At 65.0% G+C, this 24,220-nt stretch carries 14 protein-coding genes; 2 read left to right on the top strand and 12 right to left on the bottom strand.

Features of this window, described 5'->3' with window-relative positions:
- Positions 1-7: 7 nt before the first annotated feature.
- The gene (locus CHB96_RS20145) at positions 8-3,319 is read left to right on the top strand and encodes an arabinosyltransferase domain-containing protein (RefSeq protein WP_089249519.1); all 3,312 of its coding nucleotides are present in this window, start codon (positions 8-10) and stop codon (positions 3,317-3,319) included.
- 296 nt (positions 3,320-3,615) lie between these two features.
- The gene (locus CHB96_RS20140; RefSeq protein WP_089249517.1) at positions 3,616-4,566 is read left to right on the top strand and encodes a hypothetical protein; all 951 of its coding nucleotides are present in this window, start codon (positions 3,616-3,618) and stop codon (positions 4,564-4,566) included.
- Between the two features lie 179 nt (positions 4,567-4,745).
- Here the strand turns inward: CHB96_RS20140 and CHB96_RS20135 are convergent, their stop codons facing one another.
- The 12 genes from CHB96_RS20135 to CHB96_RS20080 all read right to left on the bottom strand — a co-directional run bounded on the left by CHB96_RS20135 (position 4,746) and on the right by CHB96_RS20080 (position 24,212).
- On the bottom strand, positions 4,746-6,290 hold the full coding sequence (locus CHB96_RS20135; protein WP_089249515.1) for an acyl-CoA carboxylase subunit beta: 1,545 nt from the start codon (positions 6,288-6,290) through the stop codon (positions 4,746-4,748).
- Positions 6,291-6,294: 4 nt separating this feature from the next.
- Complete coding sequence (gene pks13 / locus CHB96_RS20130) at positions 6,295-11,256, bottom strand: polyketide synthase Pks13 (RefSeq protein WP_176444396.1); 4,962 nt, start codon at positions 11,254-11,256, stop codon at positions 6,295-6,297.
- A 111-nt stretch (positions 11,257-11,367) separates the two neighbouring features.
- Positions 11,368-13,266, bottom strand: a complete 1,899-nt coding sequence (gene fadD32, locus CHB96_RS20125) for a long-chain-fatty-acid--AMP ligase FadD32 (RefSeq protein ID WP_089249511.1) — start codon at positions 13,264-13,266, stop codon at positions 11,368-11,370.
- A gap of 196 nt (positions 13,267-13,462) precedes the next feature.
- Positions 13,463-14,503 carry an LLM class F420-dependent oxidoreductase gene (locus CHB96_RS20120; RefSeq protein WP_089249509.1) on the bottom strand — a complete coding sequence of 347 codons (1,041 nt, stop codon included), beginning with the start codon at positions 14,501-14,503 and terminating at the stop codon, positions 13,463-13,465.
- Between the two features lie 177 nt (positions 14,504-14,680).
- Complete coding sequence (locus CHB96_RS20115) at positions 14,681-15,649, bottom strand: cutinase family protein (RefSeq protein WP_089249507.1); 969 nt, start codon at positions 15,647-15,649, stop codon at positions 14,681-14,683.
- 13 nt (positions 15,650-15,662) lie between these two features.
- Entirely contained in the window at positions 15,663-16,208 is a 546-nt protein-coding gene (locus CHB96_RS20110; RefSeq protein ID WP_089249605.1) for a DUF732 domain-containing protein, read from the bottom strand.
- A gap of 87 nt (positions 16,209-16,295) precedes the next feature.
- The gene (locus CHB96_RS20105; protein WP_089249505.1) at positions 16,296-18,188 is read right to left on the bottom strand and encodes an alpha/beta hydrolase-fold protein; all 1,893 of its coding nucleotides are present in this window, start codon (positions 18,186-18,188) and stop codon (positions 16,296-16,298) included.
- Between the two features lie 245 nt (positions 18,189-18,433).
- Positions 18,434-19,447 (bottom strand): alpha/beta hydrolase, encoded by a 1,014-nt coding sequence (locus CHB96_RS20100; RefSeq protein WP_176444385.1) that lies wholly within the window; start codon positions 19,445-19,447, stop codon positions 18,434-18,436.
- Positions 19,448-19,761: 314 nt separating this feature from the next.
- Entirely contained in the window at positions 19,762-20,754 is a 993-nt protein-coding gene (locus tag CHB96_RS20095; RefSeq protein ID WP_245865938.1) for an alpha/beta hydrolase, read from the bottom strand.
- 179 nt (positions 20,755-20,933) lie between these two features.
- Positions 20,934-22,850: an arabinofuranosyltransferase AftB family protein gene (locus CHB96_RS20090; protein WP_089249503.1), complete on the bottom strand. Its 1,917-nt coding sequence runs from the start codon at positions 22,848-22,850 to the stop codon at positions 20,934-20,936.
- On the bottom strand, positions 22,828-23,733 hold the full coding sequence (locus tag CHB96_RS20085; protein ID WP_089249501.1) for a decaprenyl-phosphate phosphoribosyltransferase: 906 nt from the start codon (positions 23,731-23,733) through the stop codon (positions 22,828-22,830). The genes CHB96_RS20090 and CHB96_RS20085 overlap by 23 nt, the downstream gene beginning before the upstream one ends.
- Complete coding sequence (locus CHB96_RS20080) at positions 23,730-24,212, bottom strand: phosphatase PAP2 family protein (protein ID WP_371829037.1); 483 nt, start codon at positions 24,210-24,212, stop codon at positions 23,730-23,732. The genes CHB96_RS20085 and CHB96_RS20080 overlap by 4 nt, the downstream gene beginning before the upstream one ends.
- Positions 24,213-24,220: the final 8 nt, after the last annotated feature.

Below are 24,220 nucleotides of genomic sequence, written 5' to 3'. Positions count from 1 at the left end.
GTCAATCGTGCCCGACGCCGTGACAGATTCATCCGCCGTGCCCTCTGTTCCATCGAAGAAGGGTTCAGCGGTCGATTTGCGCTCCCAGGTGCGTACGACGCGCCTGGTCGCGATCATCACCGGCCTGCTGGGTGCGTTCCTGGCGATCCTGACGCCGTTCCTACCCGTCGTACAGACGACGTCGACCATCTCGTGGCCGCAGAACGGCTCGATCGAGGACATCGACGCACCCCTCGTGTCGCAGGCGCCGCTCGACTTCAGCGCAAGCATTCCGTGTAGCGCGGTCGCGCAGCTGCCCCCGGAAGGCGGATTGCTGCTCGCGACCGCCCCGGCTCAGGGCGACGGCGCCGCTCTCAACAGCCTGTTCGTCCGCGTCAGCGAAGGCTCTGTCGACGTCCTCGACCGCAACGTCGTCGTCGCGTCGGCGCCGCGCGGTGACGTCCAGGGCGCAGCGTGCGGGTCCATCGAGATCAGCTCGGACATCGACTCCACCACCGCCGAGTTCACCGGCCTGTCCGACGACGCGGGCAACCCCCGCACCGGGCGTCTCGACGGTGACCTGCGGCCTCAGGTCGTCGGCGTGTTCACCGACCTGCAGGGCGCGGCTCCGGCGGGCCTGTCCGTCACCATCGACGTCGACTCGCGCTTCTCGTCGAGCCCGACGATCCTGAAACTACTCGCGATGTTCGTCGCCGTCCTGTGCACCATCCTCGCGATGGTCGCGCTCGGGCGCCTCGACGGCATCGACGGTCGCGGCCACCGCCGATTCTTCCCGTCGCACTGGTGGAAGTTCACCGGCGTCGACGTCACCGTCCTCGGTGCGCTCGTCGGCTGGCACTTCGTCGGCGCCAACACCTCCGACGACGGCTATCTCCTCACGATGGCTCGCGCGGCCGATCAATCCGGCTACATGGCCAACTACTTCCGCTGGTTCGGCGTCCCCGAAGCCCCGTTCGGCTGGTACTACGACGTGCTCGCGGTGTTCGCGAAGATCTCCACGGCGAGCCCCTGGATGCGACTGCCCGCGCTGATCGCGGGTGTCCTGTGCTGGATGGTCATCAGCCGCGAGGTCGTCCCGCGACTCGGCCGTGCGGTACGCAAGTCCAATGTCGCGTTGTGGACCGGCGGCCTGGTGTTCCTCGCGTTCTGGTTGCCCTACAACAACGGCCTGCGCCCCGAGCCCATCGTCGCAGTCGGCGCGCTGCTGACGTGGTGCTCGATCGAACGTGCCATCGCGACCGGACGACTGCTCCCCGCCGCCACGGCCTTCCTGATCGGCGCGTTCACGCTGGCGTCCGCGCCCACGGGACTGATGTGTGTGGCTGCGCTGCTCGCGGGTGCACGCCCGATGGCCCGCATCGTCGTGCGTCGTCACCGTCTCGTCGGAACGCTGCCGCTGCTGGCGCCGCTCGCCGCTGCCGGCTTCCTCGTACTCGTCGTCGTGTTCGCCGACCAGACCTTCGCGACGGTCATGGAGTCGACGCGTGTGCGAACCGCCATCGGCCCGAGCGAGGCGTGGTACCAGGATTTCCTGCGTTACTACTACCTGTTCGTTCAGACCGTCGACGGGTCCGTCGCCCGACGATTCGCATTCCTGACGATGTTGCTGTGCCTGTTCACGACGCTGTTCGTGCTGCTGCGTCGTCGTCGAGTTCCCGGCATCTCCAACGGCCCGGCATGGCGTCTGATCGGCGTCGTCTTCGGAACGATCTTCTTCATGATGTTCAACCCGACCAAGTGGACGCACCACTTCGGGTCGTACGCGGGCATCGCAGGCAGCCTCGCCGCACTGACGGCAGTCGCAGTGTCGGCGAGTGCACTGCGGTCGCGTCGTAACCGGACGATCTTCCTCGCTGGCCTGATGTTCGTTCTGGCACTGTCGTTCTCGGGCATCAACGGTTGGTGGTACGTCTCCAGCTACGGTGTGCCGTGGTTCGACAAGACGGTCTCGCTGAGCGGAAACCAGTCCAACACACTGTTCCTCGTACTCTTCGGTCTCGCACTCGCGCTCGCCGCGTGGCAGTACCTCCGTGAGGGATACGCACCGCCACAGCCGAGGGCAGGTACCGAACGCGGCAGACGGATCAAGAAATTCGCCGCTGCACCACTGACCGTCATCGCCGGACTCATGGTTCTGTTCGAAGTGCTGTCGCTGGTCAAGGGCGCGGTATCGCAGTATCCGGCGTATTCCCTTGCGCGGTCGAACATTCAGGCACTGACCGGCAACACATGCGGCCTCGCGAACGACGTTCTGGTCGAGTCCGATGCCAATTCCGGTGTACTCGAACCGATTCCGGCAGAGTTCGATCCCGAGACCGGGCCTCTCGGCGGCGAGAGCCCGTCGAACTTCACCCCCAACGGTGTACCGACCGACCTCAGCGCCGACGCCGTGGAAGTCAAACCAGGACAGGGAAATACCGACCAGCAGAGCGTCGGACCCGCGTTCGAGGAAGGCCAGAGCTCCGGTACGGGAGGCGGCATCGGCGCCCGCGGCGTCAACGGCTCCACCGCTGCACTGCCGTTCGGACTCGACCCGGCAACGACGCCCGTGCTCGGCTCCTACCAGCCGGGCATCCAGGAGCCCGCGTCTGCGACGTCGAGTTGGTATGCGCTGCCGGAACGTTCGGACTCCGCACCGCTGATCGTCATCTCGGCAGCTGGCCGCATCCTGTCCTACGACGACACCGGCGCCATGACGTACGGCCAGTCCTTGCTCGTCGAGTACGGCACACGCCAACCCGACGGCACCGTCGACGTCAAGGGCACCTACCTGCCCCGCGACATCGGGCCCGCACCGTCGTGGCGCAACCTGCGGATCCCGATCGCCGACCTACCGGGTGACGCCGACGCCGTCCGCGTCGTCGCCAACGACCCCAACCTGACCGGTGATCAGTGGTTCGCGTTCACACCCCCGCGCGTCCCGCAGCTCGAAACACTGAACTCCGTAATCGGCAGCGAACAGCCTGTGTTGCTCGACTGGGCTGTCGGTCTTCAGTTCCCGTGCCAGCGGCCGTTCGACCACGAGTACGGCGTCGCCGAGGTGCCGGGTTACCGCATCCTCCCGGACCGTCCTTTGGCAGTCAGCTCCACGGACACCTGGCAGTCCGGCGACAACGGTGGCCCACTCGGCTGGAGCGAACTCCTCGCCCAGCCCGTCACCGTGCCCACCTACCTCGACCGTGACTGGGCCCGCGACTGGGGCTCCCTCGAGCGCTACGACGCCTACTACCCCCAGGCCGTCCCCGCGACCGTGGAGACCTCGGAGGTCACCAGGTCGGGCCTCTGGACGCCGGGGAATTTGAGGGTGTTCGACCGGTGATCGCTTGAATGGTCCATTCATACGGACAGATAGCTTGGGTGCGACATTCAAGCGGTGGGCGGTTGGGCCGGTGATCGCTTGAATGGTCCATTCATACGAACAGATAGCGTGTGGGTGACATTCAAGCGGTGGGCAGTTGGGCCGGTCGAGCCCCTAGCAGACGTCCCCGACAACCTCGACTCCGCCGGTACCCGAATCGGGCACATTGTCCACAGCGTCGGCAGTCATCCACAGGGTCTGCATACTGGCTGGTCACGCGAGCTGCGACGGTGCGCGGACGTGCCACTGTCCGGTGCATGAAACGTGGCAAATGGGCAACAGAGCGCGAAATACTGAACGCAGCGTCGGTGAACGGGGTGATCACCCGAAAGGCATTGCGGCAGTGCGGTGTTTCCGATGGATCGATCACCGCGAGGACAGCCGACGACGGCAAATGGCGTCGAATATTACCTGGAATCGTCCTACTGCAGAACGGCAACCCGTCTGCGCTTCAGCAACAGACAGCTGCACTTCTGTACGGAGGTGAGCACAGTGCGCTCACCGGTGGCGCCGCGGTGCAGCAGCATGGCTTCGACCGCGTCGGCGGCGACGTTCACATTCTCGTTCCGTCGACGATGCGTCGAGCATCGACTTCCTTCGTTCGGGTCGAACGAACGACCCGCATGCCGGAAATGCAACGGCGGGGACAGCTGCGAGTGGCGCCCCTGGTCCGTGCGCTCGCTGACGCAGCACGATCGATGCACTCGTCCACCCGATGCACCCACTTGTTCGCTCAGGCGATTCAACGCGGATCCGTCGAACTCGGCGACCTCGTTCGTGAGCTCACGGAAGGGCCACGGCAATACGGAGCTGTCGCCCGGATGGCGGTGCGCGACCTCGCCGACGACGCACACTCCGTCGCGGAAGCCCAAGCACAGAAACTCTATGCCACAACGGATCTACCGAAGATGGTCCACAATCGACCCGTACTCGGCCCCGACGGGAAACTGATCTGCATTCCCGACGGATGGATCGACCTCGTCTGCTTCGGATGGCAGATCGATTCGCTCGCGCATCACCTGAGTCCTGCCGACCACGCCGCCACCATGGCCAAGCGCGCTGCAATGGAGAAAGCCGGCGCCATAATGGTGTCTCACCTGCCATCGCAGATCAGAGACGACCCAGCGGGCGTCGTCGCTGACCTGATTGCCGGATACGAACGTGCGCTCGCGCGTCCGCGGCCGAACTTGCGCCTCGGTCCAGCTTGAATGTCGCACCCAAGCTATCTGACCGTATGAATGGACCATTCAAGCGATCACAGGCCGGACCGCCCACCGCTTGAATGTCGCACCCAAGCTATCTGTCCGTATGAATGGACCATTCAAGCGATCACAGGGGTGCACATTCAAGCGACCAGGGGGCGCCCATTCAAGCGACCACAGGCCGATCAGATCGGAAACAGATTGTGCTTCCGCGGGTTCTTGAAGATCTTCTTGTCCTTCAGGATTCTGAGCGCCTTGCGGAGCTCGAGGCGAGTGCTCGACGGCTCGATGACGGCATCGACGTACCCGCGCTCGGCGGCGACCCATGGCGTCGCGACGTGCTCGTTGTAGAAGTTGATGAGCTGCTGACGCACCGCGGGAGCGTTCTCGCCTGCCGCCGCGAGCTGCTTGCGGCCGATGATGTTGACCGCGCCCTCGGCGCCCATGACCGCGATGCGGGCCGTCGGCCAGGCGAGGTTGATGTCCGCTCCGAGCTGCTTGCATCCCATCACCGCATAACCGCCGCCGTAGGCCTTGCGAACGACGACGGTGATCTTCGGAACCGATGCCTCGATGTACGAGAACAGGAATCGGCCACCGCGCTTGATGACGCCGACCTTCTCCTGGTCGACGCCGGGCAGGAATCCGGGCGTATCGACGAGGAACACCAGGGGAATGTTGTAGGCGTCGCAGATGCGGACGAAGCGGGCAGCTTTGTCGGCGCTGTCGGCGTCGAGCGCACCGGACAGGTACATCGGCTGGTTGGCGACGACACCGACGGACCGACCGTCGACGCGCGTCAGACCGGTGATGACGTTCGGTGCGATCTCCGACGACAGTTCGAGGAACTCACCGTCGTCGAACAGGCGCAGGATGATGTCGTGCATGTCGTACCCGGCGTTGTCGGCGTCGGGCATGATCTTGTCCAGTGACAGATCCGAGTCGGTGATCTCCGGCTCGAGACCGGGGTTGACGACGGGCGGATCTTCCTGGCAGCTCGACGGCATGTAGCTCAGGTAGTTGCGCACCCAGTCGAACGCGGCCTTCTCGTCGGGCGCGACGTGGTGGACGTTGCCGTACTGCGCCTGCTTGCGTGCGCTTCCGAGCTCGTCGAGGCTGACGTCCTCACCCGTGACGGACTTGATGATGTCCGGTCCGGTGACGAACATGTACGCCTCTTCGGTGGCGACCACGATGTCGGTGTTGATCGGTGCGTAGACGGCACCGCCAGCGCACTTGCCGAGGATGACCGAGATCTGCGGACACATTCCCGACAACGGCTCGTGCCGACGGCCCAACTCGGCGTACCAGGCGAGCGACGTCACGGCGTCCTGCACGCGCGCGCCGCCGGAATCGTTGATGCCGACGACCGGGCAACCCACCTTGATCGCGAAATCCATGAGCCCGGCGACCTTGCGGCCGAACATCTCGCCGACGGTTCCGCCGAAGACGGTCTGGTCATGCGAGAAGACGGCGACGGGACGGCCGTCGACGGTTCCGTGACCGGTGACGACGCCGTCGCTGTACAGAGCAGACGGGTCGTTCGGAGCCTTGACCAGCGCACCGATCTCGACGAAGCTGCCGGGATCGAGGAGCAGGTCGATGCGCTCACGCGCGCTCGGAATGCCCTTCTTCGCTCGCTTGGCGATACCGATCTCGCCTGCCGGTTCCTTGGCAAGTTCGAGGTTGGCGCGTAGCTCGGCCAGCTTTTCCGCGGTGGTACCAGTCAAGTTTCTAAGCTCCGGTTCTTGCTGACTCGATCTCGTTCAGCGTTTTCGTCAGGTGGGCCGCAATTCGTCCAATGTACGGTTCGTCGACGACGGCAAGGTGGTCGCCTCCGATGTAGACGATCTCGAGGTCCTTCACGACCGGACCCCACCCACCGTGCTCTTCGCGAGTGGCATAGGCGGGTTCGAGCGCGATGGCGTCGTCGTGATACTTGTCGGCCATGTACAGCGTCACGTGACCGCCGTACGGCTTCAGCTCTGCGGTCGCGATCGCCCGGTTGTCGAGCCACGACGTCCGCTGATGCTCGATGATGCCGCCCGGGATCTTCGCGCCGCTCAGCTTCACCAGATCGGTGATGATGCGGATCTGGCCTTCGTCGTCGGCTTCGACGAGCTTGTCGTACGGAATTGGGTAGTCGACGTCGTACGTCTTCTTCGCGAACGTGGCGTACCGCTCCCAACGCCTGCGGACCTCGTCCTGAGTGTCCGGAATCTCGGTGCCGGGCATGACCGTGTCGAGAAGCCCGACGTACGCGACTTCGATGCCCTGCTCTTCCATCTGCCGAGCGACCTCGTAGGCAAGGATGCCGCCGAGCGACCAGCCGACGAACACATACGGCCCCTCGGGCTGGATCTCACGGATCAGCGGCACGTACTCGGCAGCACGGACCGAGATGGGCCCTTCGACGCGTTCGAGTCCGTACATCGGCGTGCCCGCGGGCAGCTTGCGCAGCAACGGCTCGTACGCGACGGTCGAGCTACCGGCCGAATGGAACGCGAAAACCGGTGTGGCCGTGGATCCTTCTGGACGTGGACGCAGGTTGCGCACCAGTCCGTCGATCTCACCGTCTTCGAGGTGCGGACGCACCTTCTCGGCGAGCTGCTCGATGGTCTCGGAATCGAGAACGTCGTCGAACGTGACCTCGCCGCCCGCACGCTCGGTCAACCGAGCAGCGAGCTTCTCCGCGGTCTCGTCGTCCAGGATCGGGAGCGTGTTGAAGATGCCCTTCGCGGACTCCTTCGTCACGACGGCCCACGTCGCGAACGTCAGCCGCTCGGCGTTGTCGCGTGGTGGCACATCCGATCCCGCGGCTTCTGCGAATGCCTCACGGTTGCCGACGTCGGTAGCCGCAGCCTCGGGCACCGGTTGGTAGTCGGCACTCGGAACTTCGGCTGCCGGGGTGGCGACGACCGCCTCAGGAGCCGCTTCGGCCTCCTTTTCCGCAGCCTGCTTGTCGGCAAGCGCCTGCACCTCGTCACGATTGTCGAGCGCGTACCGCAGGTACTTCTCGACCTCGAGCAGGTTCGCGTCGCGCACAGCCTGCAATTGCACTGTGGGGATGTCGAATTCGTATTCGACACGGTTCTTGATGCGCACTGCGCTCAAGGAATCGAGGCCCAGCTCGATCAGCGGAATCTCGGGAGGCAGATCCTCGGGTGCATATCCCATGGAGTCGGCGACGATGATCGCGAGGCGATCTTCCATCCGCTGGGTGCCGTTGGGGTCCCACCGGTCACCGAACGTCTCCACAACCTCGGGCAGTTCCTCCACCCCGTTCTGGTCACTCCGCAGGCTCCGCTCCTGCGGCGAGCTCGACCGAACCTCTGCGACAACAGGTTCCGGCAACGGCTCACCCGACGTCACGACGGCCTCGTGCACCAGCGTGAACGCCGAACCGACGTGCGAGTGAACCTGCACGGACGCGCCACCGAGGTGCGACGCCAGCGTCGTCACCAGTGTGCCGCCAGCAGGAACCGACGCATGCGTCACCGACGCACCGACTGCGACCCCCGAGAATACCTGCGCAGCAGCAGCATTCACCAAGGCATCCAGAGAGTCCACTGCGGAGGCCTCGACTTCCCACACGTGGCGGCCGTCCGGCAACGCAACCCGCGCGCCAGGGATACGACCGCTGCCGCTGGAGCTCACACGTGTACCGAGCCAGAATTCCTTGCGCAAGTAGGCAGTACGCGGGATCGGAGCATAGGAGCCGTCGTCGAACAGCGTCGCGAGGTCGAGCGCATGGCCGTGGACGTACAGCTGCGCGAGCGCAGCGAGGAACGTCTCCGCCTCGTCTTCCTTGCGCTTCAGCGTGGGGATCAGTGTCGAATCGGCGACTCCGGCAGCCCATGCCGTCGCAGCGACGGACATCAGCGCGACCGGGTTCGGAGCGAGCTCGACGTACGTCGTATGCCCATCTCCTACAGCGACATTGACGGCTTGGGTGAAGTAGACCGGATGGCGCATGCCCTTGGTCCAATAGTCGACGCTGTGGATGGGCTCGTGTCCGGCGCGGTAGTGCGCTTCCTTGTCCACCGACGAGTAGACACCTGCACGAAGCTTGCCCGGCTCGATGCCTGCCAGCTCGGCAGCGAGTTCTCCCAGCAGCGGATCCACCGCGGCGGTGTGCCCGGCACCCTTCACATCCAGGACGCGAGCCATCTTCTCGGCCGCTTCCGCTTGCGCGACAAGTGCTTCCACCTGTTCACGCGGACCACCGACGGTGGTGTGCGTCGGCGCAGCATAAACGCAGGGTTCGACGTCGGGGTACTGGTCGGTCAGTGCGGTGACCTCGTCGGGTGTGTATTCGACGAGTGCCATCGCACCTTGCGACGCCGCCCCGAGCCCGTCCTGGCCCTCGGCGAGCAGACGGGACCGTGCGTAGATGATGCGGACCGCGTCCTCGAGGTTCAGACCACCGGCGACGTACGCCGCAGCGACCTCACCCATCGAATGCCCGATGACGGCCGTCGGCTCGGCGCCGTGCGCGCGAAGCGTTGCGGCCAAGGCGATCTGGATGACGAAGATGGCGACCTGCGAGTTCTCGAACTCGTACGTCTGCGCGTCGTCGAGGATGATCTCCTTGATGGAGTATCCGGCCTCGTCGATCAGCAGTTCGTCGACCTCGTCGACAGCCGATGCGAACACGGTGTTCGTGCGATACAGCCGCGACGCCATCTTGCGGTGCTGCGAACCGAAGCCCGAGAACACCCACACCGCGCCGTTCGACGCAGGCGAATCCGCCGAGAACACACCGGGACCGGGCTTACCGGCCGCGATTGCACGCAGGCCGGTGATGGCTTCGGCCGTCGTCGATGCGAGAACGACTGCGCGCGAACGGCCGTGGTTGCGCTTGGCCAGCGCGCGACCGACGTCGACGAGTGGCGTCGTGCTGCCTTCTTCGGTTTCGAGCCAGTCGGCCAGATCCGATGCCGCACGCTTACGCCGCGACGGCAGCGCCGCCGACACCGCGAGCACGACGGTCGCGGGAGCTGCATCCGGGGCGGCAGCCTTCTCGACAACCGGATCGGCTTCGACGATCTCCGAAACACCCTCGACCAGAACAGCTTCCGGATCCACGGACAACGCGTCGAAACCTTCGGAGACCTCGTCGGCCACGTACTCACGCACGACGACGTGCGCATTGGTTCCACCGAACCCGAAGCCGGAGATACCTGCGACGGCCTTACCGGTGTAGCGCGGCCATTCCGCACCCTCGGGGATGACCTTCAGGTGCGCCTTGTCGAAATCGATGTACGGGTTGGGGCCCGCGAAGTTGAGCGACGCAGGCAGACGGTTCTGCTGCATCGCGAGGACGACCTTGATCAAACCTGCTGCGCCTGCAGCGGATTCGAGGTGCCCGAAGTTCGTCTTGGCCGAACCGAGCAGCGCAGGCTTGTCCGCATCGCGCCCACGTCCGACGACGCGTCCCAGTGCGTCGGCCTCGATCGGGTCGCCGAGGATGGTGCCGGTGCCGTGCGCTTCGATGTAGTCGACGCCGGACGGGGCGATGCCGGCGTCGCGGTACGCGAATCGCAGAGCGTCGGCCTGGGCGTCGGGGCTCGGCGCGAGCAGTCCGTTGGAGCGACCGTCCTGGTTGACGGCAGATCCGGCGATGACGGCAAGGATGTCGTCGCCGTCGCGCTTGGCGTCTTCCAGTCGCTTGAGTACGACGAGACCGCCGCCCTCGGAGCGGATCATGCCGTTGGCGTCGGACGAGAATGCCTTGATCTTGCCGTCGGGTGCCAGCACGCCGGTCTGCCCGAAGCCGACGGTGATCGGCGGGGCGAGCAACATGTTGACGCCACCGGCGAGCGCGAGATCCGACTCACCCGAGCGCAAGCTGCGAACGGCCTGGTGCACCGCGACGAGCGACGACGAGCATGCGGTGTCGACCGCGATGGACGGGCCACGAAAATCGTAGAAGTACGAGACGCGGTTCGCGACGATGGCCGTCGATGTTCCGGTCAGCGCGTACGGGTGGGCCTTCGGGTCGCTGACGGCCAACAATTGGTAGTCGTTGGACGAGCTGCCGATGAACACGCCGACCTGCGAGCCTTTGACCGAGCTCGCGGGAATCCGGGCGTGCTCGAGCGCCTCCCACGTCAGCTCGAGTGCCAGACGCTGCTGCGGGTCGACGTTGACGACCTCGTTGGGCGACATGGCGAAGAATTCTGCGTCGAACGTCTTGACGTCGTCGAGGTACCCGCCCTTGGTGATCGTGGCGTCGACCGCTGCCTTGATCGCCGGGTCGGAGGTGAACTCTTCCCAGCGGCCGTCGGGCAGATCGGTGATGCCGTCGCGCCCTTCGCTGAGCAGCGCCCACATCTCCTCGGGCGTCGTACCGGCGCCGGGGAAACGCGTCGACACACCGACGATGGCGATGTCGTGCGAGTCGCCGGTCTGCAGACCGTGTGTGTAGAACGAGTCGTCGACCGCGTCGTTCACCTCGGGCTCACCCTCGATGATGATGGTCGCGAGAGACGCGATCGTCGGGTGCTGATAGACGACCGTCGCCGTCAGCGTGACGCCGACCAGTTCCTCGATCTCGCCACTCAGCGCGACGGCGTCACGCGAGGACAGTCCGAATTCCTCCATCGGGCGGTCGTCGGAGATCAGATCGACCGACTGGCCGGTGGCCTCGGCAACCCAGTTGCGGAGCCATGCGCGAAGCTGAGCGACCGTCATCTCACCGCCTTCGCCGGAGGTGACTGTTACTTCTTCAGCATCGTTCACGTGGTCTGCCATCAACTCACCAAGCTACCTGTCGAATTAGGAACGGGACTGTGCGCGCCGGTGTCAGTCCGGCAGCACCGCGTCGGGGAACGCGGTCTGCTGGTAACCACCGCGCAGCGTTCCCTCGATGTACGCGGCCTTGCAGGCGCGACGGGCGATCTTTCCGCTCGACGTACGAGGAATGGATCCTGCGGGCACGAGAAGGATGTCGCGTGCCGTGACGCCGTGGCGCGCGGAGATAGCTGCGCGGACCTCGTCGGCAATCGGCTGCGGGTCGGCCTTGCCTGCACCCGGGGCGCGTTCTCCGACGATGACGAGCTGCTCTGAGGCGTCGCCCGGATCCTTCGTCAGCGCCGAGCCGGAGAACTCGAAGACGACGTCGGGAAGCTGGTTGGCCGGAACCGCGAAGGCTGCGACGAAGCCGGGGCGCAATGCCTTGCTGGCTTCCTGAGCCGAGAATTCGATGTCCTGCGGGTAGTGATTACGACCGTCGACGATGACGAGGTCCTTCACGCGGCCGGTGATGTAGAGCTCGCCGCCGTGGTAGACGCCGTAGTCACCCGTGCGCATCCAGTTCGCGCCTTCGGATGCACCCTCGGCGTGCGAACCTTCCGCGACGCGACTGACGAGCTTGTTGTGGAAGGTCTCGCTGGTTTCCTGATCGCGACCCCAGTAGCCCTGGCCGATGTTCTCACCGTGCAGCCAGATCTCACCGACGTGATCGTCGGGAACCTCGGAGGCGGTATCCGCGTCGACGATGGCAGCCCACTGACTGCGTGCGACGTAACCGGTGGAGACCTGCGGGATGGCGCCTGGCGCGTCCTTGTCGACGACGACCAGCCGGCCTGCGTTGAGTTCGGTGCGATCGACGTAGATGACTCTGGCCTCGTCCGAATGCTTGGTGGACGAAACGAACAACGTGGCCTCGGCCATGCCGTACGACGGCTTGATCGCCGTCTTGGGCAGTCCGTACGGCGCGAACGCGTCGTTGAACTTGTCCATCGACGACGTCGTGACCGGCTCGCTGCCGTTGATCAGGCCGATGACGTTGGACAGATCCAGCGCCTCGCCGTTCTTCGGCAGTCCGCGCTGAGCAGCGTGCTCGAATGCGAAGTTCGGTGCCGCGGCGAACGTGCCTGCACCGTCGGAGACGGCCGCGAGTTCCTTGATCCAGCGCCACGGACGCTGCACGAACGCGCGCGGACTCATGATGGTGATGTACTTGCCGCCCAGGGCCGGCAGGATGACCGTCAGCAGACCCATGTCGTGGAACAGCGGCAGCCACGTGACGCCGCGGGAATCCTCGGTCAGTTCGATCGCGTCGACCATCTGGAGTGCATTGACGCCGACTGCGCGGTGCGTGATCTCGACGCCGGCCGGTGTGCGCGTCGATCCCGACGTGTACTGCAGGTATGCGATGTCGTCGAGCGTCGCGCCTGGCTCGACCCAGGTCTCGCCGACACTGTCCGGAATGGCGTCGACGGCGATGACGCGCGGACGCTCGGCGGCGGGGAGGGCACGGAAGAAGTTGCGGACTCCGGCGGCAGAGCTCGTGGCCGTCAGAATCGCGGTGGGCTTGCAGTCACCGAGGACAGCGTGGAGGCGGTCGCTGTGACCCGGCTCGTCGGGGTCGAACAGAGGAACGGCGATGGTGCCCGCGTAGACGGCACCGAAGAATGCGACGACGTAATCCAGTCCCTGCGGCGCGAGAATCGCGACGCGGTCTCCGGGCTGCGTGACCTGTTGCAAGCGGGCTGCGACGGCACGAAGGCGTCGGCCGAACTGAGACCAGGTGAGCTCGTGTGCCTCGCCGTCACGCTCGCGCGAGTAGTCCATGTATCGGTACGCGAGTGTGTCTGCGTTCTCGGCCACGTTCACCTCGACGTGGCGGACGAGAGTCAGCCCCTCCGCGATGGTGATGTGGCCGTTCTCGTCGATGTAGTCATCGAACTTGTGGCTCATTGTGCTCAATCTCCTCCGACACGAATCCGCTGTCCGTACGCCTGCCGGCTGCCCAGCCTCTCGGCCACAGCGAGCGACCGACATACCGCCGACACCCACGCACACAGCGCTTGATGTTACTTACAAGTAGCTAGTCCGCTGTCGATTCACGCTCCGGTCGGACACCGGAATCATCGTATCGACAGCCTTTCGAGAGTTATTCGCCTTTCAACAACGCAACGACAGGCGCGAACGCTTCCATCTGAGTGGGGAAAACCCCGACATAGGACATCGTCGTCTTCTCGCGAACGTTACGAATTTGGTCTGCGATTTCCTCGTATGTCCCGAATGCGAGGTATGGGGACGTCAGAATGTCCTCGACAGTCAGCTTGACGTCGACGTCGACGTTGGGCGGATAACCGTTGTCCAATGCAGCCAACGCCATCTCTGCCATCTGCTCGCGGTCGTCGGTGACGACGATGGTGGTGATGGCCCAGTTGAGTTCGATCGAATCGAATCGATCGCCTGCCGCCTTGCGGATCAGCTCGACACGCTCCAGCGTCTTGTCCAGGGTCATCCCGGACAGACGCAGCTTGCCGTCCTTGGTGGTACTCGGCACGACCGAGATGATGTCGGCGTACTTCGCCGCAAGCGCCAGCATCCTTGGTCCGCCACCGCCGACGCAGATCGGCGGGCGAGGCCCCTGACGCGGACGAGGACTGCCCTTCAGACCACTGATGGTGAAGTGCTTGCCCTCGAAGTTGCACTCCTTGCCACGCAGCAACGTATCGAGGATCTCGAGGCTCTCCTCCAGCTTCTCGATGCGGATGCCGGGCCGGTCGTACTCGATGCCGGCCTTGTCGTACTCGTCGCGCATCCACCCGGCCCCTAGACCGAGTTCCAGACGACCACCGGACAGGACGTCGATGGTCGCGGCGTCCTTCGCGAGGATGGCCGGGTGCCGGAAGCCGTTGGCGAGAACTGCCGTACCGAGACGAATCTTGTCCGTCGCGATCGCGAGGGCTCCGAGCGCAGCGATGGGCCCGACCTGATTACCCAGGTGATCCGGGATCATGAAGCTGTCGTAGCCCAGCTCCTCTGCCTGCTGCGCCAGCTTGACGAACTTCCGCGCCCCGCCCTCTTCGGCATTGCCCTCTCCGCCTGCGGCGAAGCGGAACTTGCGCAGTGCCGTGGTCTGCCCGTCGGCGGGCTGATCTGAGCCCCCGGGAGACAAACCTGGGGCCTGGGCGGAACACATCTATTGGTCTCCTCGGTGCAGGTTTCGGCATCGACTTCGGTGCCGATCTCGGCTGGTCCAAGGCGTCACTCTATAGGTTCGCCACGTGCGAATACACCTGGCGGGGTCCCCGACGACGAGCTTTGTGCCCGATCATCGAGTGCCCTGGGCGACCTTGTGAGAACTACACGGCACCGGTCAGGAGTGCGGAATCTCCGGTGCCGACTCGATCAGACCAGCCGCCCACGCGGCCGTCCACTGCGTGGAAGTGGTACCCGCATCGTCGACGACGAAACTGTTGTACGACGCGTGAACCGGGTTACCCGCGGCACCCAGAAGAATGCCGACGCTTTGCGGAATGTTGCGCAGCGACAAGCCTTCCGAGGGCGCGGCACAGATCAAGTCGCCCGCCGCGCAGATCGAGAAGACCTTGTCGTCCAGCGCACCGAAGCCGCCCGCACGAGGCCCGGTCATCGTGATGCCCGGCAGATCCAGACCACCCAACGCGACCTCCGCGCCGACGCCGTCGACAGCCGGTCCGATGTCGGTTCCCGACGTGCCGTCGCGCCGTCCGTCGGCGATCAACGTCACGCCCAGAACGCGGTCAGCGGCAACCGGTCCGTTGCCCGCGCCGATGTCCGCTGCGATGTCTCCGGCGATGACGGCGCCCTGCGAGAAACCGGCCAGAACGTAGTCCGTCAGAGGGCAGTGCTCGCTGTAGCGAGTCAGCTCGGCGCGCGCGGCCGCAGCGCCCGCGGTACGGCTGTTGTTGTACGACTCCTGGCCGTCGGGCGGGAACGCGATCGGGTTCGAGAACTGCGCGACGTAGGGAACCGTGTAGACCGTGGCACGAGCGGAATCGAACTGCTGCTGCAGCGGGCGTGTCACATTGAGCATGAGCGACGCCGGATTGGCCGTCGGCGCGTACGGGTCGTCGGCGGCCGACGACTCCCACGTGCCCGGAATCGCGATGACGGCCACGTCGGAACAATCAGCGGGTTGCGACGACGGTTCCTCGGGTCCCGGCCCGGGAATCGGCGACGGGATCTCCTGGGGCAGCCTGCCTGCGAGCAGGTACCACAGCGCAACGATGATCAGCCCGAGGACGACCACCACCGCGAGGAGCTTGGGCAGCAGTCGCCTCTTGCGTTTCGTTCGATTTGCCATCGGCTAGGTCTCGTCAGGAATTGCAGTAGGTGTTCTGAGCGGCGGTGATGTACGTCTGAGCCATCTCACCCGCCTGCTCGGCGGTGATCTGCGTGCCCGACGCGCTGGCCTCGACGCCCACGTTCGCGGTCACGAACGTCGAGATCTCGTCCGCTGCAACACCCTGCGACTGCGCAGAGCAGATGTAGTTGGCCGTCGAGATCGCGATCTCGCCGTTGCCTGCAGGCGTGACGCCGTTCTTCTCTAGCTCGGCGAGGAACGCCTGACCGCGAGCGTCGATGGGGCTCTCGGTCGTACCGGGGAAGTCGTCGGGCACGGGCTGCGGCTGCTCGGGAGGCGCAGTCGCTGCCTCGCCCGGGCTCGTCGTCGGCGCTGCCGAACTGGTGGTCTCCGATACCGACGTCGTCGCTTCCGTAGACGTGGACTCCGCCGCGGCGGACGTCGTGGTCGACGGCGATCCGGTCGCCGTGGAGTCGTCACTGCCGCACGCCACGAGCAATCCGCCGGCGGCGACGGCAAGTACTCCCATGGAGAGTGTCCGGGCCAGGGTCTTGTGCATCATCGTGTCCAGTCCTTGGTCGAGGTTCAACGCGTCACGGTACAGAGAACCACTGAGAGATATCTGAGTAGTTCCCGTGGGTAATCGTTACGGCGCGATGGTGACCTTGCCGTCCTTGACGGTGATGATGCCGAACTGGAAGTTCTGCTGGATGCCTCCGCCGTCCATCTCGAACTGATCGCTCGTGAGGTAACCGAGGCGGCCGCCCTCGTAGCCGACGCTCTTCCACGCGTCGAAGATCTCGCCGTTGCGGATTGCCCACGCGCCGGTCAGCGGACTCCAGTAGATGTTGCCACCCTCGAACTCGTTGAAGCGGCCACCGTCCTTCAACGGGCCCATCTCACTGGTCTTCGGGAAGCCGAGAGCGCCGTTCTCCCAACCCAACTGGCCGTACTTGTCGAGGATCATGCCCTGGACCGAGTGCGTCCCGAGGTCGGGGCTGTAGTACATGGCACCGATCTCGAAGCCCTGGACGGCACCCGGCTTCGACGGCGTCGCGACCTCGTCGAGAACGGGGTAGCCGAGCGGTCCACCCTCGTAGCCCTGGCGGGCCCACTCGTCGAGAATGGCACCTCGGACTGCGTGCGCGCCGGTCTGCGGGGTGAAGTAGACCATTCCGTTCTGGAATGCGTTGGCGCGACCACGGCCGTCGGGAGTTCCGAATTCACCGGTCGTCGGGAAGCCGAGCGGTCCTGCCGGTCCGCCCGAAGCCTGGTAGTTACCGCCGATGGCTCCTGCGACGACCTGCGCGCCGCTGTCCTGCGAGAAGAACACCCGGCCGAAGCGGAAGTCCTGAGCCCGGCCACCTGCCACGTTGTACTCCGGCGTCAGGCAGTCACCGAGCCACGCGTTGGCTCCCGACGCGTTGCCGATGGCACCCGTCGGGCTGCATGCGGGCTTGTCGACCTCGACGTCGAGGGCGTTCGCGAGCTGCGGCCAGAGCTGGTGCAGCTCGAACTGCCAGTACTCCCACGAGTGTGTGCCCGACGGCCGGTAGTTGACCTGTGCGGGGATGCCCAGCTTGTTGAGCTTGGTCGCGAACGTCTGCGATGTGAGGCGTGACAGGATCTCGAGGCCCATACCGGCGTAGTTGGAGCTGACACCGGGAATTCCCGACGGTGCGTCGTACGGTCCCGCGGCGCCGTTGCCACTCGAGATGTAGAGGCTGACGCCCTTCAACTTCTCGGCGAGCAGGTACGGATCGTGCTGAGCCCACAGGTCGTTGGTGGGTGCGCCCCACATGGCCTTCGAATCGAAGCCACCGGCGTCGGCCATCGCGTACTGGATCGCCTGCGGCATGCCGAGCGTCGTCGTCGTCAACATGCCCGACAGCGAGCCTGCGAACTTGAAGAAGCCTTCGTTGCGTGCGGCGAGGAACATCGCGGCCGTGCCACCCATCGAGAGGCCGACGACGCCACGCGTGTCGTTGGTCCGCCAGTCCTTCTCGAGGATCGGGGGCAGTTCCTTCGTCAGGAACGTCTCCCACTGGTAGTTCTTGCCGTTGTCCTGGTCGACCCAGTCGGAGTAGAAGCTGGACTGTCCGCCGACCGGAAGAACGACGTTGACGTTCTTGTCCGCGAAGTAGGACTCCGCGTCGGTCTCGGCGGTCCAGCCGCTTTCCATGTCGGTGGCGCGCAGTCCGTCGAGCATCCAGACGGACGGGAAGCTCGCCTGCGGGTTGAGGTTCCAGTCACGGGCGAGCAGCAGCTGCACCTGGATCGGAGTGCCCATCGACGGCGACTGGATCCACAGGGCGACGCGACGGTCGGACAGCCAATCCACTGCCGTGACGGTCGCACCGGACGGCGCTTGCGTCGGAGCAGGCAGTGCCAGCCCGGGCAGCGACGCCGCGGCAGGCGTGGCCTGCGCGATCCCGACGGCACCGAACGGCGACGCCAATGCCACGGCGACTGCCGCGGCAATCGCAGCCTTACGAGCCTGGATTCCGGCTGTGCGGCGCCGATCGGTCCGAGCAAGCATGTTGGTGACTCTCTTTCTGCAGGTGCTGCTGCCGAAGTCCGATTCACCCGGGGTCGAAAGGTCCCGAGGGGGGTGGATCACAGACCTCTGTAGCTGTCTTTCTTACACGCGAACGACGCCGAAGCGATCGAGGCTCGCTGTGACTGGTGATGCAATTGTGAATTTGCCCGGTTCGGGCAAAAACGAATGCCGCCCTGCGAAGGACGCAGGACGGCATTCGTGGATCATGTGTGAAACAGCCCGAATCAGGCGTTCAGAGCCTCGAGGATCTGACCGCGGGCCTTCCAGAGCTCTGCGGACCAGTACGGCCACGAGTGAATTCCGTTGGACGGGAAGTCGAACGTCGCCGGGATTCCGAGCGTGGCCAGGCGGACCTGGAATGCGCGGCTGTTGGCGAGCGCAAGAGCCTCGAGAGCCATGCCGTTGGCCGTGTTGTAGAAGTCGATCGGTGCGCGCGGCTTGTCGAACTCGCCGGGCAGTCCGCTGGCCGACGAGATGTACATCGACAGGCCCTTCAGCTGCGGAGCGAAGACGAACGGGTCGTTACGCAGCCACGCCGGGCTCCACGGAGGTCCCCACATGGAGTCGACGTTGAACCAGGACTGCGACAGCATCGCGACGCGGATGGCCTCGCGCATGCCGGGAGCGGAGATGTTCAGGTAACCCGAGAAGGATCCGGCGAACTTGAACTGATCGCGGTGGTAGGCGGCGAGCGTCAGAGCTGCCGAGCCACCCATCGAAATGCCGAGCACGGCGTTGTTGGTGCGCGAGACACCGTAGCCCTCGAGGAACGCGGGCAGGTCCTGCGTCAGGAAGGTCTCCCACTTGTAGGTGACTTCCTGGCCGTTCAGGTTCGATGCGGCGTACCAGTCGCTGTAGAAGCTGGCCTGTCCGCCGACCGGCATCACGAGCGTGACGTCGTCGTTCGCGAACTGGTCCTGAGCGTTGGTCTCGAACGTCCACGCGTTGCGGTCGTCACGGGCACGCAGACCGTCGAGCAGGTAGAGCGCCGAGCTGCCGCCACGGGCTGCCCACTGGACCTGAACCTTGATGGGGCCCATCTCGGACGGGACCCAGAGGTCTTCACGGCCGCCGGCGGGAGCCTTGTGCGTGATGGGGCTGGGAGCTGCTACTGCAGTAGCTCCACCGACTGCGCCGAGAGCGATCGGAAGTACGAGTGCGGCTGCACCGAGTCCCATGAGTCGCTGACGCCATCGCTGGGTCAACCTCGGTTTCTGGCTGAGGCCGGCAAATCGCATGAATCGTGCTCTCTCTCGTCTTCTGCGGATTCCGCGTCTGCTGCGGCCCCCGGCATTCCAACAGGGCTGTTCTTCGGCCCTGTCGGGCCGTAGTACGGGTCATTCAGTTTTTAAGTACCAGCGTTCGAGCGTCCGAAGCCAAATGGCAGGCTATTGCACTCGACGACCCCGATGCAAAACCGTGATCTAGATCTCAGGTTTGCTTCGGGGCCGATATCAAGCTGTGACACTATCCTGCCGAGCCCCCGCTGAACACCCCGTCGAGTTGGTTAAATCTCACAACGAGTTGTCGTGCGGGGGCGTCGAACCAATGCCTAGCCGATGTTGGCGCTCAGATCAGGCGCCATGATGTGGACCTGCTCCTGCCAGTAACCCCACTGGTGGGTTCCGACGGCCGGGAACGCGTACGTGACGTTGTTGGCGCCGATGCTCGCCATACGGACCTGGAATGCGCGGCTGTTGGCGAGAGCGATCGCTTCGAGGCCCATCGCATTGCCGGTGTTGTAGTAGTCGATGAAGCTGCGCGGCTGGTCGAGACCACCCGGCAATCCACTACCTGCGAACACCCACACGCGCGTTCCGTTGTCGCGCAGACGCGGTGCGAACACGAACGGGTCGTTGCGCAGCCATGCCGGGTTCCACGGCGGGCCCCACATGGCGTCGATGTTGTATCGGCCCGAGTCGAGCAGAGCCAGACGCATCGCCTCGCGCATGCCGGGCGCCGAGATGTTCAGGTAGCCCGACAGCGATCCCGCGTAGGAGAACTGGTCCGGGTGGTAGGCAGCCAGCGTCAGGGCAGCGGATCCACCCATGGAGATGCCGACGACACCGTTGCGATTGCGGTTGAAGCCGAGCTGGTTGGCGAGGTTGTCGCGCAGGTTCTGCGTGAGGAACGTTTCCCACTTGTACGTGGTCTGCTGCCCGTTGAAGTTCGACGGGGCGTACCAGTCGGAGTAGAAGCTGGACATACCGCCGACGGGCTCGACGACGTTGATGTTCCAGGCAGCGAGAGTCGCGCCTGCATCCGTCTCGTGCTCCCAGCCGGAGATGTCACTCGTGGCGCGCAGGCCGTCGAGCAGATAGACGACGCGGTCGGTGTTGCCGTCCGCTGCTCGCCAGACTCGGCTCTTGATCGGACCCATGCTCGAGTCCGTCCAGAAATCGAACGCACGGTCGTCGAACGCTGCGTTCGCGGTCGCGCCCGTTCCCACCACTGCCAGACCGAGGGGCAGTGCCACAGCCATCGCCAAGGACGTCAGTACTCGGCGAGCGCGCCCCCCGGCACTCTTCTTCGTTCCAAACAGCATGCAATCGACCTCTCAGCGGTTTTGGTGGGCCGTATTGCTACGACTCGCCCGTTCAGCGGGGTGAATCCGGTCCTTGCGGCCCATCAGTCACACACATCTTTCGCATACATCGGCCGAAACTCGACCTCCGTTACGAAAATGAGATATCCCATCTTGGCGTCGAATCCATATCGACGCAACTAATTGTCGTGTTGGAGAACCGGCTCCTCCAAACCACATCTTTGTATTTCGTATTTCGGTACGCGGTCGAAACGATAACCCGCGTAGAACAACGACCGCTTGATGTTCCTGATGAACAGGTCCTGCGTCAGCGGGGCGCGGTACGACGCGATCAGCTCCTGCGTGTCCGCACACGACAGCGCGACGCGAGCCTCGGTGACCCAGTCCTCGTCCATGTACCACGGCAGGTAGGGATGTTCGCCGACCAATCCGAGATCCGCGACGACCCAGTCCGGGAACAGGTTCTTGTCGTGTCCGATGCGACCGTTCTCGAGCCGCGCGGTGTGCGACGCGAGCGGATACGCGAGGCCCATCTGGTCGATGACGCGGACGTCGAGACCGACGTTCATGCTCGTCATGCCCAGATTCAGGAAGTAGACCGTGTGCCCGGCCCCGCCCGGCGGGATCGGCAGCGGTGGCGGCACGACGTCCCAGTACGTGAATTGCGACGACGGCAGCAGCAGGCCCCCGTCGGGCGTGTTCTCGATCGCCTCGACCATCGCACGCATGCGGGGATAGTCGAGGTAGTCCGACGCGAGGATCGGATGCGCGTGCCCGGTGTTGAGGGCGTAGAACGCACGCTCGTCGACGATGCCCGAACGGCCGACGATCGACCCCTCCGGCATACCGGTGGTATTGGCTGCGAAGAAAGCCCAGACGATCGTGACGATCCAGACGGCAGCGCCGACGCCGAACGCGACGACCGCGCGGGCCCCGGATTTCGCCGTCGGAATTGTCAGCGGTAACACCGAAATGGGCAGCAGAATTGTGAACAATGCCGGAAGAAGAGTTCGCCCGTGCATGAAATCGCCACCGACGCGAATCGCATAGATCAACTGCAGTACACCGGCCAGCAGGACGAACACGACGGCCGCGGTCGGTGACCGCAACGCACGCTGCGCATCGCCGATGGTCTTGGGCAGCCGAACCGGCCCCGGCCTACGCGTCGTGACGACGGCGGCGACGAGGAGCAGAACCAGCGGCAGCCACAGCATGTACGGGCCGAGCAGGTTCCAGAGATACTCGAAGCCCTGTGCCCACTTCGCGCCGCCCGCATCCTTCGCGACGGCGGTGTTGGGGTACGGCAGGCCGTAGTAGCCCATGCGCCAGATCTGGTAGCAGACCGGAACGGCCCCGGCGAAGGCGAACACGAAGAATCGGCTCGCCCACGTCTGCGGGGCCAGGAAGATCATGACGAGCGCGAGCGCGGAGAGGATGACGAGCTCCGGGCGCACGAGCGGCCCGAGGCCCGCCCAGAACGACAGGAACAGTAGTGCCGGCCTACCGATGTCCTTGGTGGACCAGCGGACCATCAGAAGCCACAGCGTCGCGATCCAGAAGATGACGAGGCACGTCTCGAGCCCTGACGTCGCGAAGTCGCGGGCCGGCGGGACGGCGATGTAGACCAGGACACCGGCGGGCAGGTATGCGGCTGCGCCACCCGTGCGCGCAAAGTTGGTCCCTGGTGTCACTACGCGCGCACGGGCGCGAAGCGCATAAGTCCCGAACATGGCGATAGCGATGGCTGCCGTCGACAGAACCAGCGCGATCGTCAGAACGACGTACTCGATCCGCGCCTCGCTCAGCCAGCTGCCTGCGTAGACGAGGTACGTCCAGATCGTGCTCGTGTTGGTCTCGACGCGTTCGCCCGCGTTGAAGACAGGCCCGTTGCCCGCCAGAAGATTGCGAACCGTGCGAAGCACGATGAGACCGTCGTCGGCGATCCATCGTCGTTCCCATGCTCCCAACAGGAACAGCAGGCTCGAAACGACGACGCCGACGGCGAATATCGCGGTGGTGAGGGGGGTACGCGAGCGAACCGAAGGCGCGTCGGGTGCGGGTTCGGTCAGTTCCTCACGCGAGGTAGACAGCGACACCCACTACTCCGATCCACGCAAGGGCGAGCACCTGCAACACCCTGTCGCCCAGCGCGATCTCCTCGGGTTCACCGGCCTGTCCGCCATCGACGTCGACCGCGTACCGCAGAATCGCGATCGTGAACGGAATCATCGAGATGGCGAACCAGTTGGTCGAGGTTTCGGCGTCTTGTTCGAAGGCCCACAGTCCATAGCAAATCACGACGGCCGTCGCGGACAACGTCCAGACGAAGCGTAGGTACGTCGTCGTGTAGTTCTCCAGGGACTTACGGATCTTCGCGCCGGTGCGTTCGGCCAGTTGGAGCTCGGCGTAACGCTTGCCCGCGGCCATGAACAGCGAGCCGAAGGCCATGATCAGCAGGAACCACTGAGACAGCGGAATCGACGCGGCGACGCCACCAGCGATGGCACGAAGCAGGAAGCCCGACGACACGATGCAGATGTCGAGCACGGCCTGATGCTTGAGACCGAAGCAGTATGCGAGCTGGATCGCGATGTAGACGCCGATGACCAGCGCGAGCTTCCAGTTCGCGAAGAACGACAGTCCGATCGCGAGCGCAATGCAGGCGACGGCCATCGCGTAGGCCAGCGTGACGGGCAGAACTCCCGCGGCGATCGGCCGGAAACGCTTGGTGGGGTGAGCTCGGTCGGCCTCGACGTCCATGGCGTCGTTGACCAGGTAGACGCCGGATGCAGCGAAGCAGAACACGACGAACGCGAGCCCGACCGGGAGCAGGACGTCGGCTTGGGTGACCGAGCCCGCGGCGAGTGGGGCTGCCAGGACCAGGACGTTCTTGACCCACTGACGCGGCCGGAGTGCCTTGATGACCCCGTCGATCAGGTTCTTCGGGGGCGCCCCGACGGCGGTAGCTTCCTCGCTCATAAGTCTCCTTCGAACTTGCGCACGGCGGCTGCGGACAAAGCGCCGAGCGCAGTTCCGGCAAGTACATCTGTGGGGTAGTGCACTCCGAGTACGAGCCGCGAGAGCAGCATCGGGGGCACGAGGACCGCAGGCAAGGGTAGACCGGTGAGTCGTCCCAGCAGAATCGCGGCCGCAGTGGTCGAGGTCGCGTGCGACGACGGGAAGCTCAGCTTGCTCGGTGTCGACACGTTGACACTCACCGACGGATCGTTCGGACGTGGGCGACGAATCACGCGCTTGATGACGATCGACGCCGCGTGCGAGCCGACAGCGCCGACCGCGACGCCTGCCCATTGCCGTCGCCGCGCCGAATCCAGAGCCGCGCCGACGCCGGCGATCGCAACCCATCCGAGCGCGTGCTCACCGAAGTGGGACATCCCGCGCGCGACGGTGATCGCACCCGGCTGCACTGCGACGGTCTTCTGGATCTTCGACAGGATGCGAACTT

The organism is Rhodococcoides kyotonense (assembly GCF_900188125.1).
Taxonomy (GTDB): Bacteria; Actinomycetota; Actinomycetes; order Mycobacteriales; family Mycobacteriaceae; genus Rhodococcoides; species Rhodococcoides kyotonense.
Note: the sequence above shows the minus strand (reverse complement) of the source record. Positions and strands in the feature narration are given on the sequence as shown.

Bases quoted from the DNA above. Each gene is read 5' to 3' on its own strand.
- CHB96_RS20140 (WP_089249517.1), top strand. From the start codon at position 3,616: ATGAAACGTGGCAAATGGGCAACAGAGCGCGAAATACTGAACGCAGCG.
- pks13 (WP_176444396.1), bottom strand. From the start codon at position 11,256: ATGACGGTCGCTCAGCTTCGCGCATGGCTCCGCAACTGGGTTGCCGAG.
- fadD32 (WP_089249511.1), bottom strand. From the start codon at position 13,266: ATGAGCCACAAGTTCGATGACTACATCGACGAGAACGGCCACATCACC.
- CHB96_RS20120 (WP_089249509.1), bottom strand. From the start codon at position 14,503: ATGTGTTCCGCCCAGGCCCCAGGTTTGTCTCCCGGGGGCTCAGATCAG.
- CHB96_RS20115 (WP_089249507.1), bottom strand. From the start codon at position 15,649: ATGGCAAATCGAACGAAACGCAAGAGGCGACTGCTGCCCAAGCTCCTC.
- CHB96_RS20110 (WP_089249605.1), bottom strand. From the start codon at position 16,208: ATGCACAAGACCCTGGCCCGGACACTCTCCATGGGAGTACTTGCCGTC.
- CHB96_RS20105 (WP_089249505.1), bottom strand. From the start codon at position 18,188: ATGCTTGCTCGGACCGATCGGCGCCGCACAGCCGGAATCCAGGCTCGT.
- CHB96_RS20100 (WP_176444385.1), bottom strand. From the start codon at position 19,447: ATGCGATTTGCCGGCCTCAGCCAGAAACCGAGGTTGACCCAGCGATGG.
- CHB96_RS20095 (WP_245865938.1), bottom strand. From the start codon at position 20,754: ATGCTGTTTGGAACGAAGAAGAGTGCCGGGGGGCGCGCTCGCCGAGTA.
- CHB96_RS20085 (WP_089249501.1), bottom strand. From the start codon at position 23,733: ATGAGCGAGGAAGCTACCGCCGTCGGGGCGCCCCCGAAGAACCTGATC.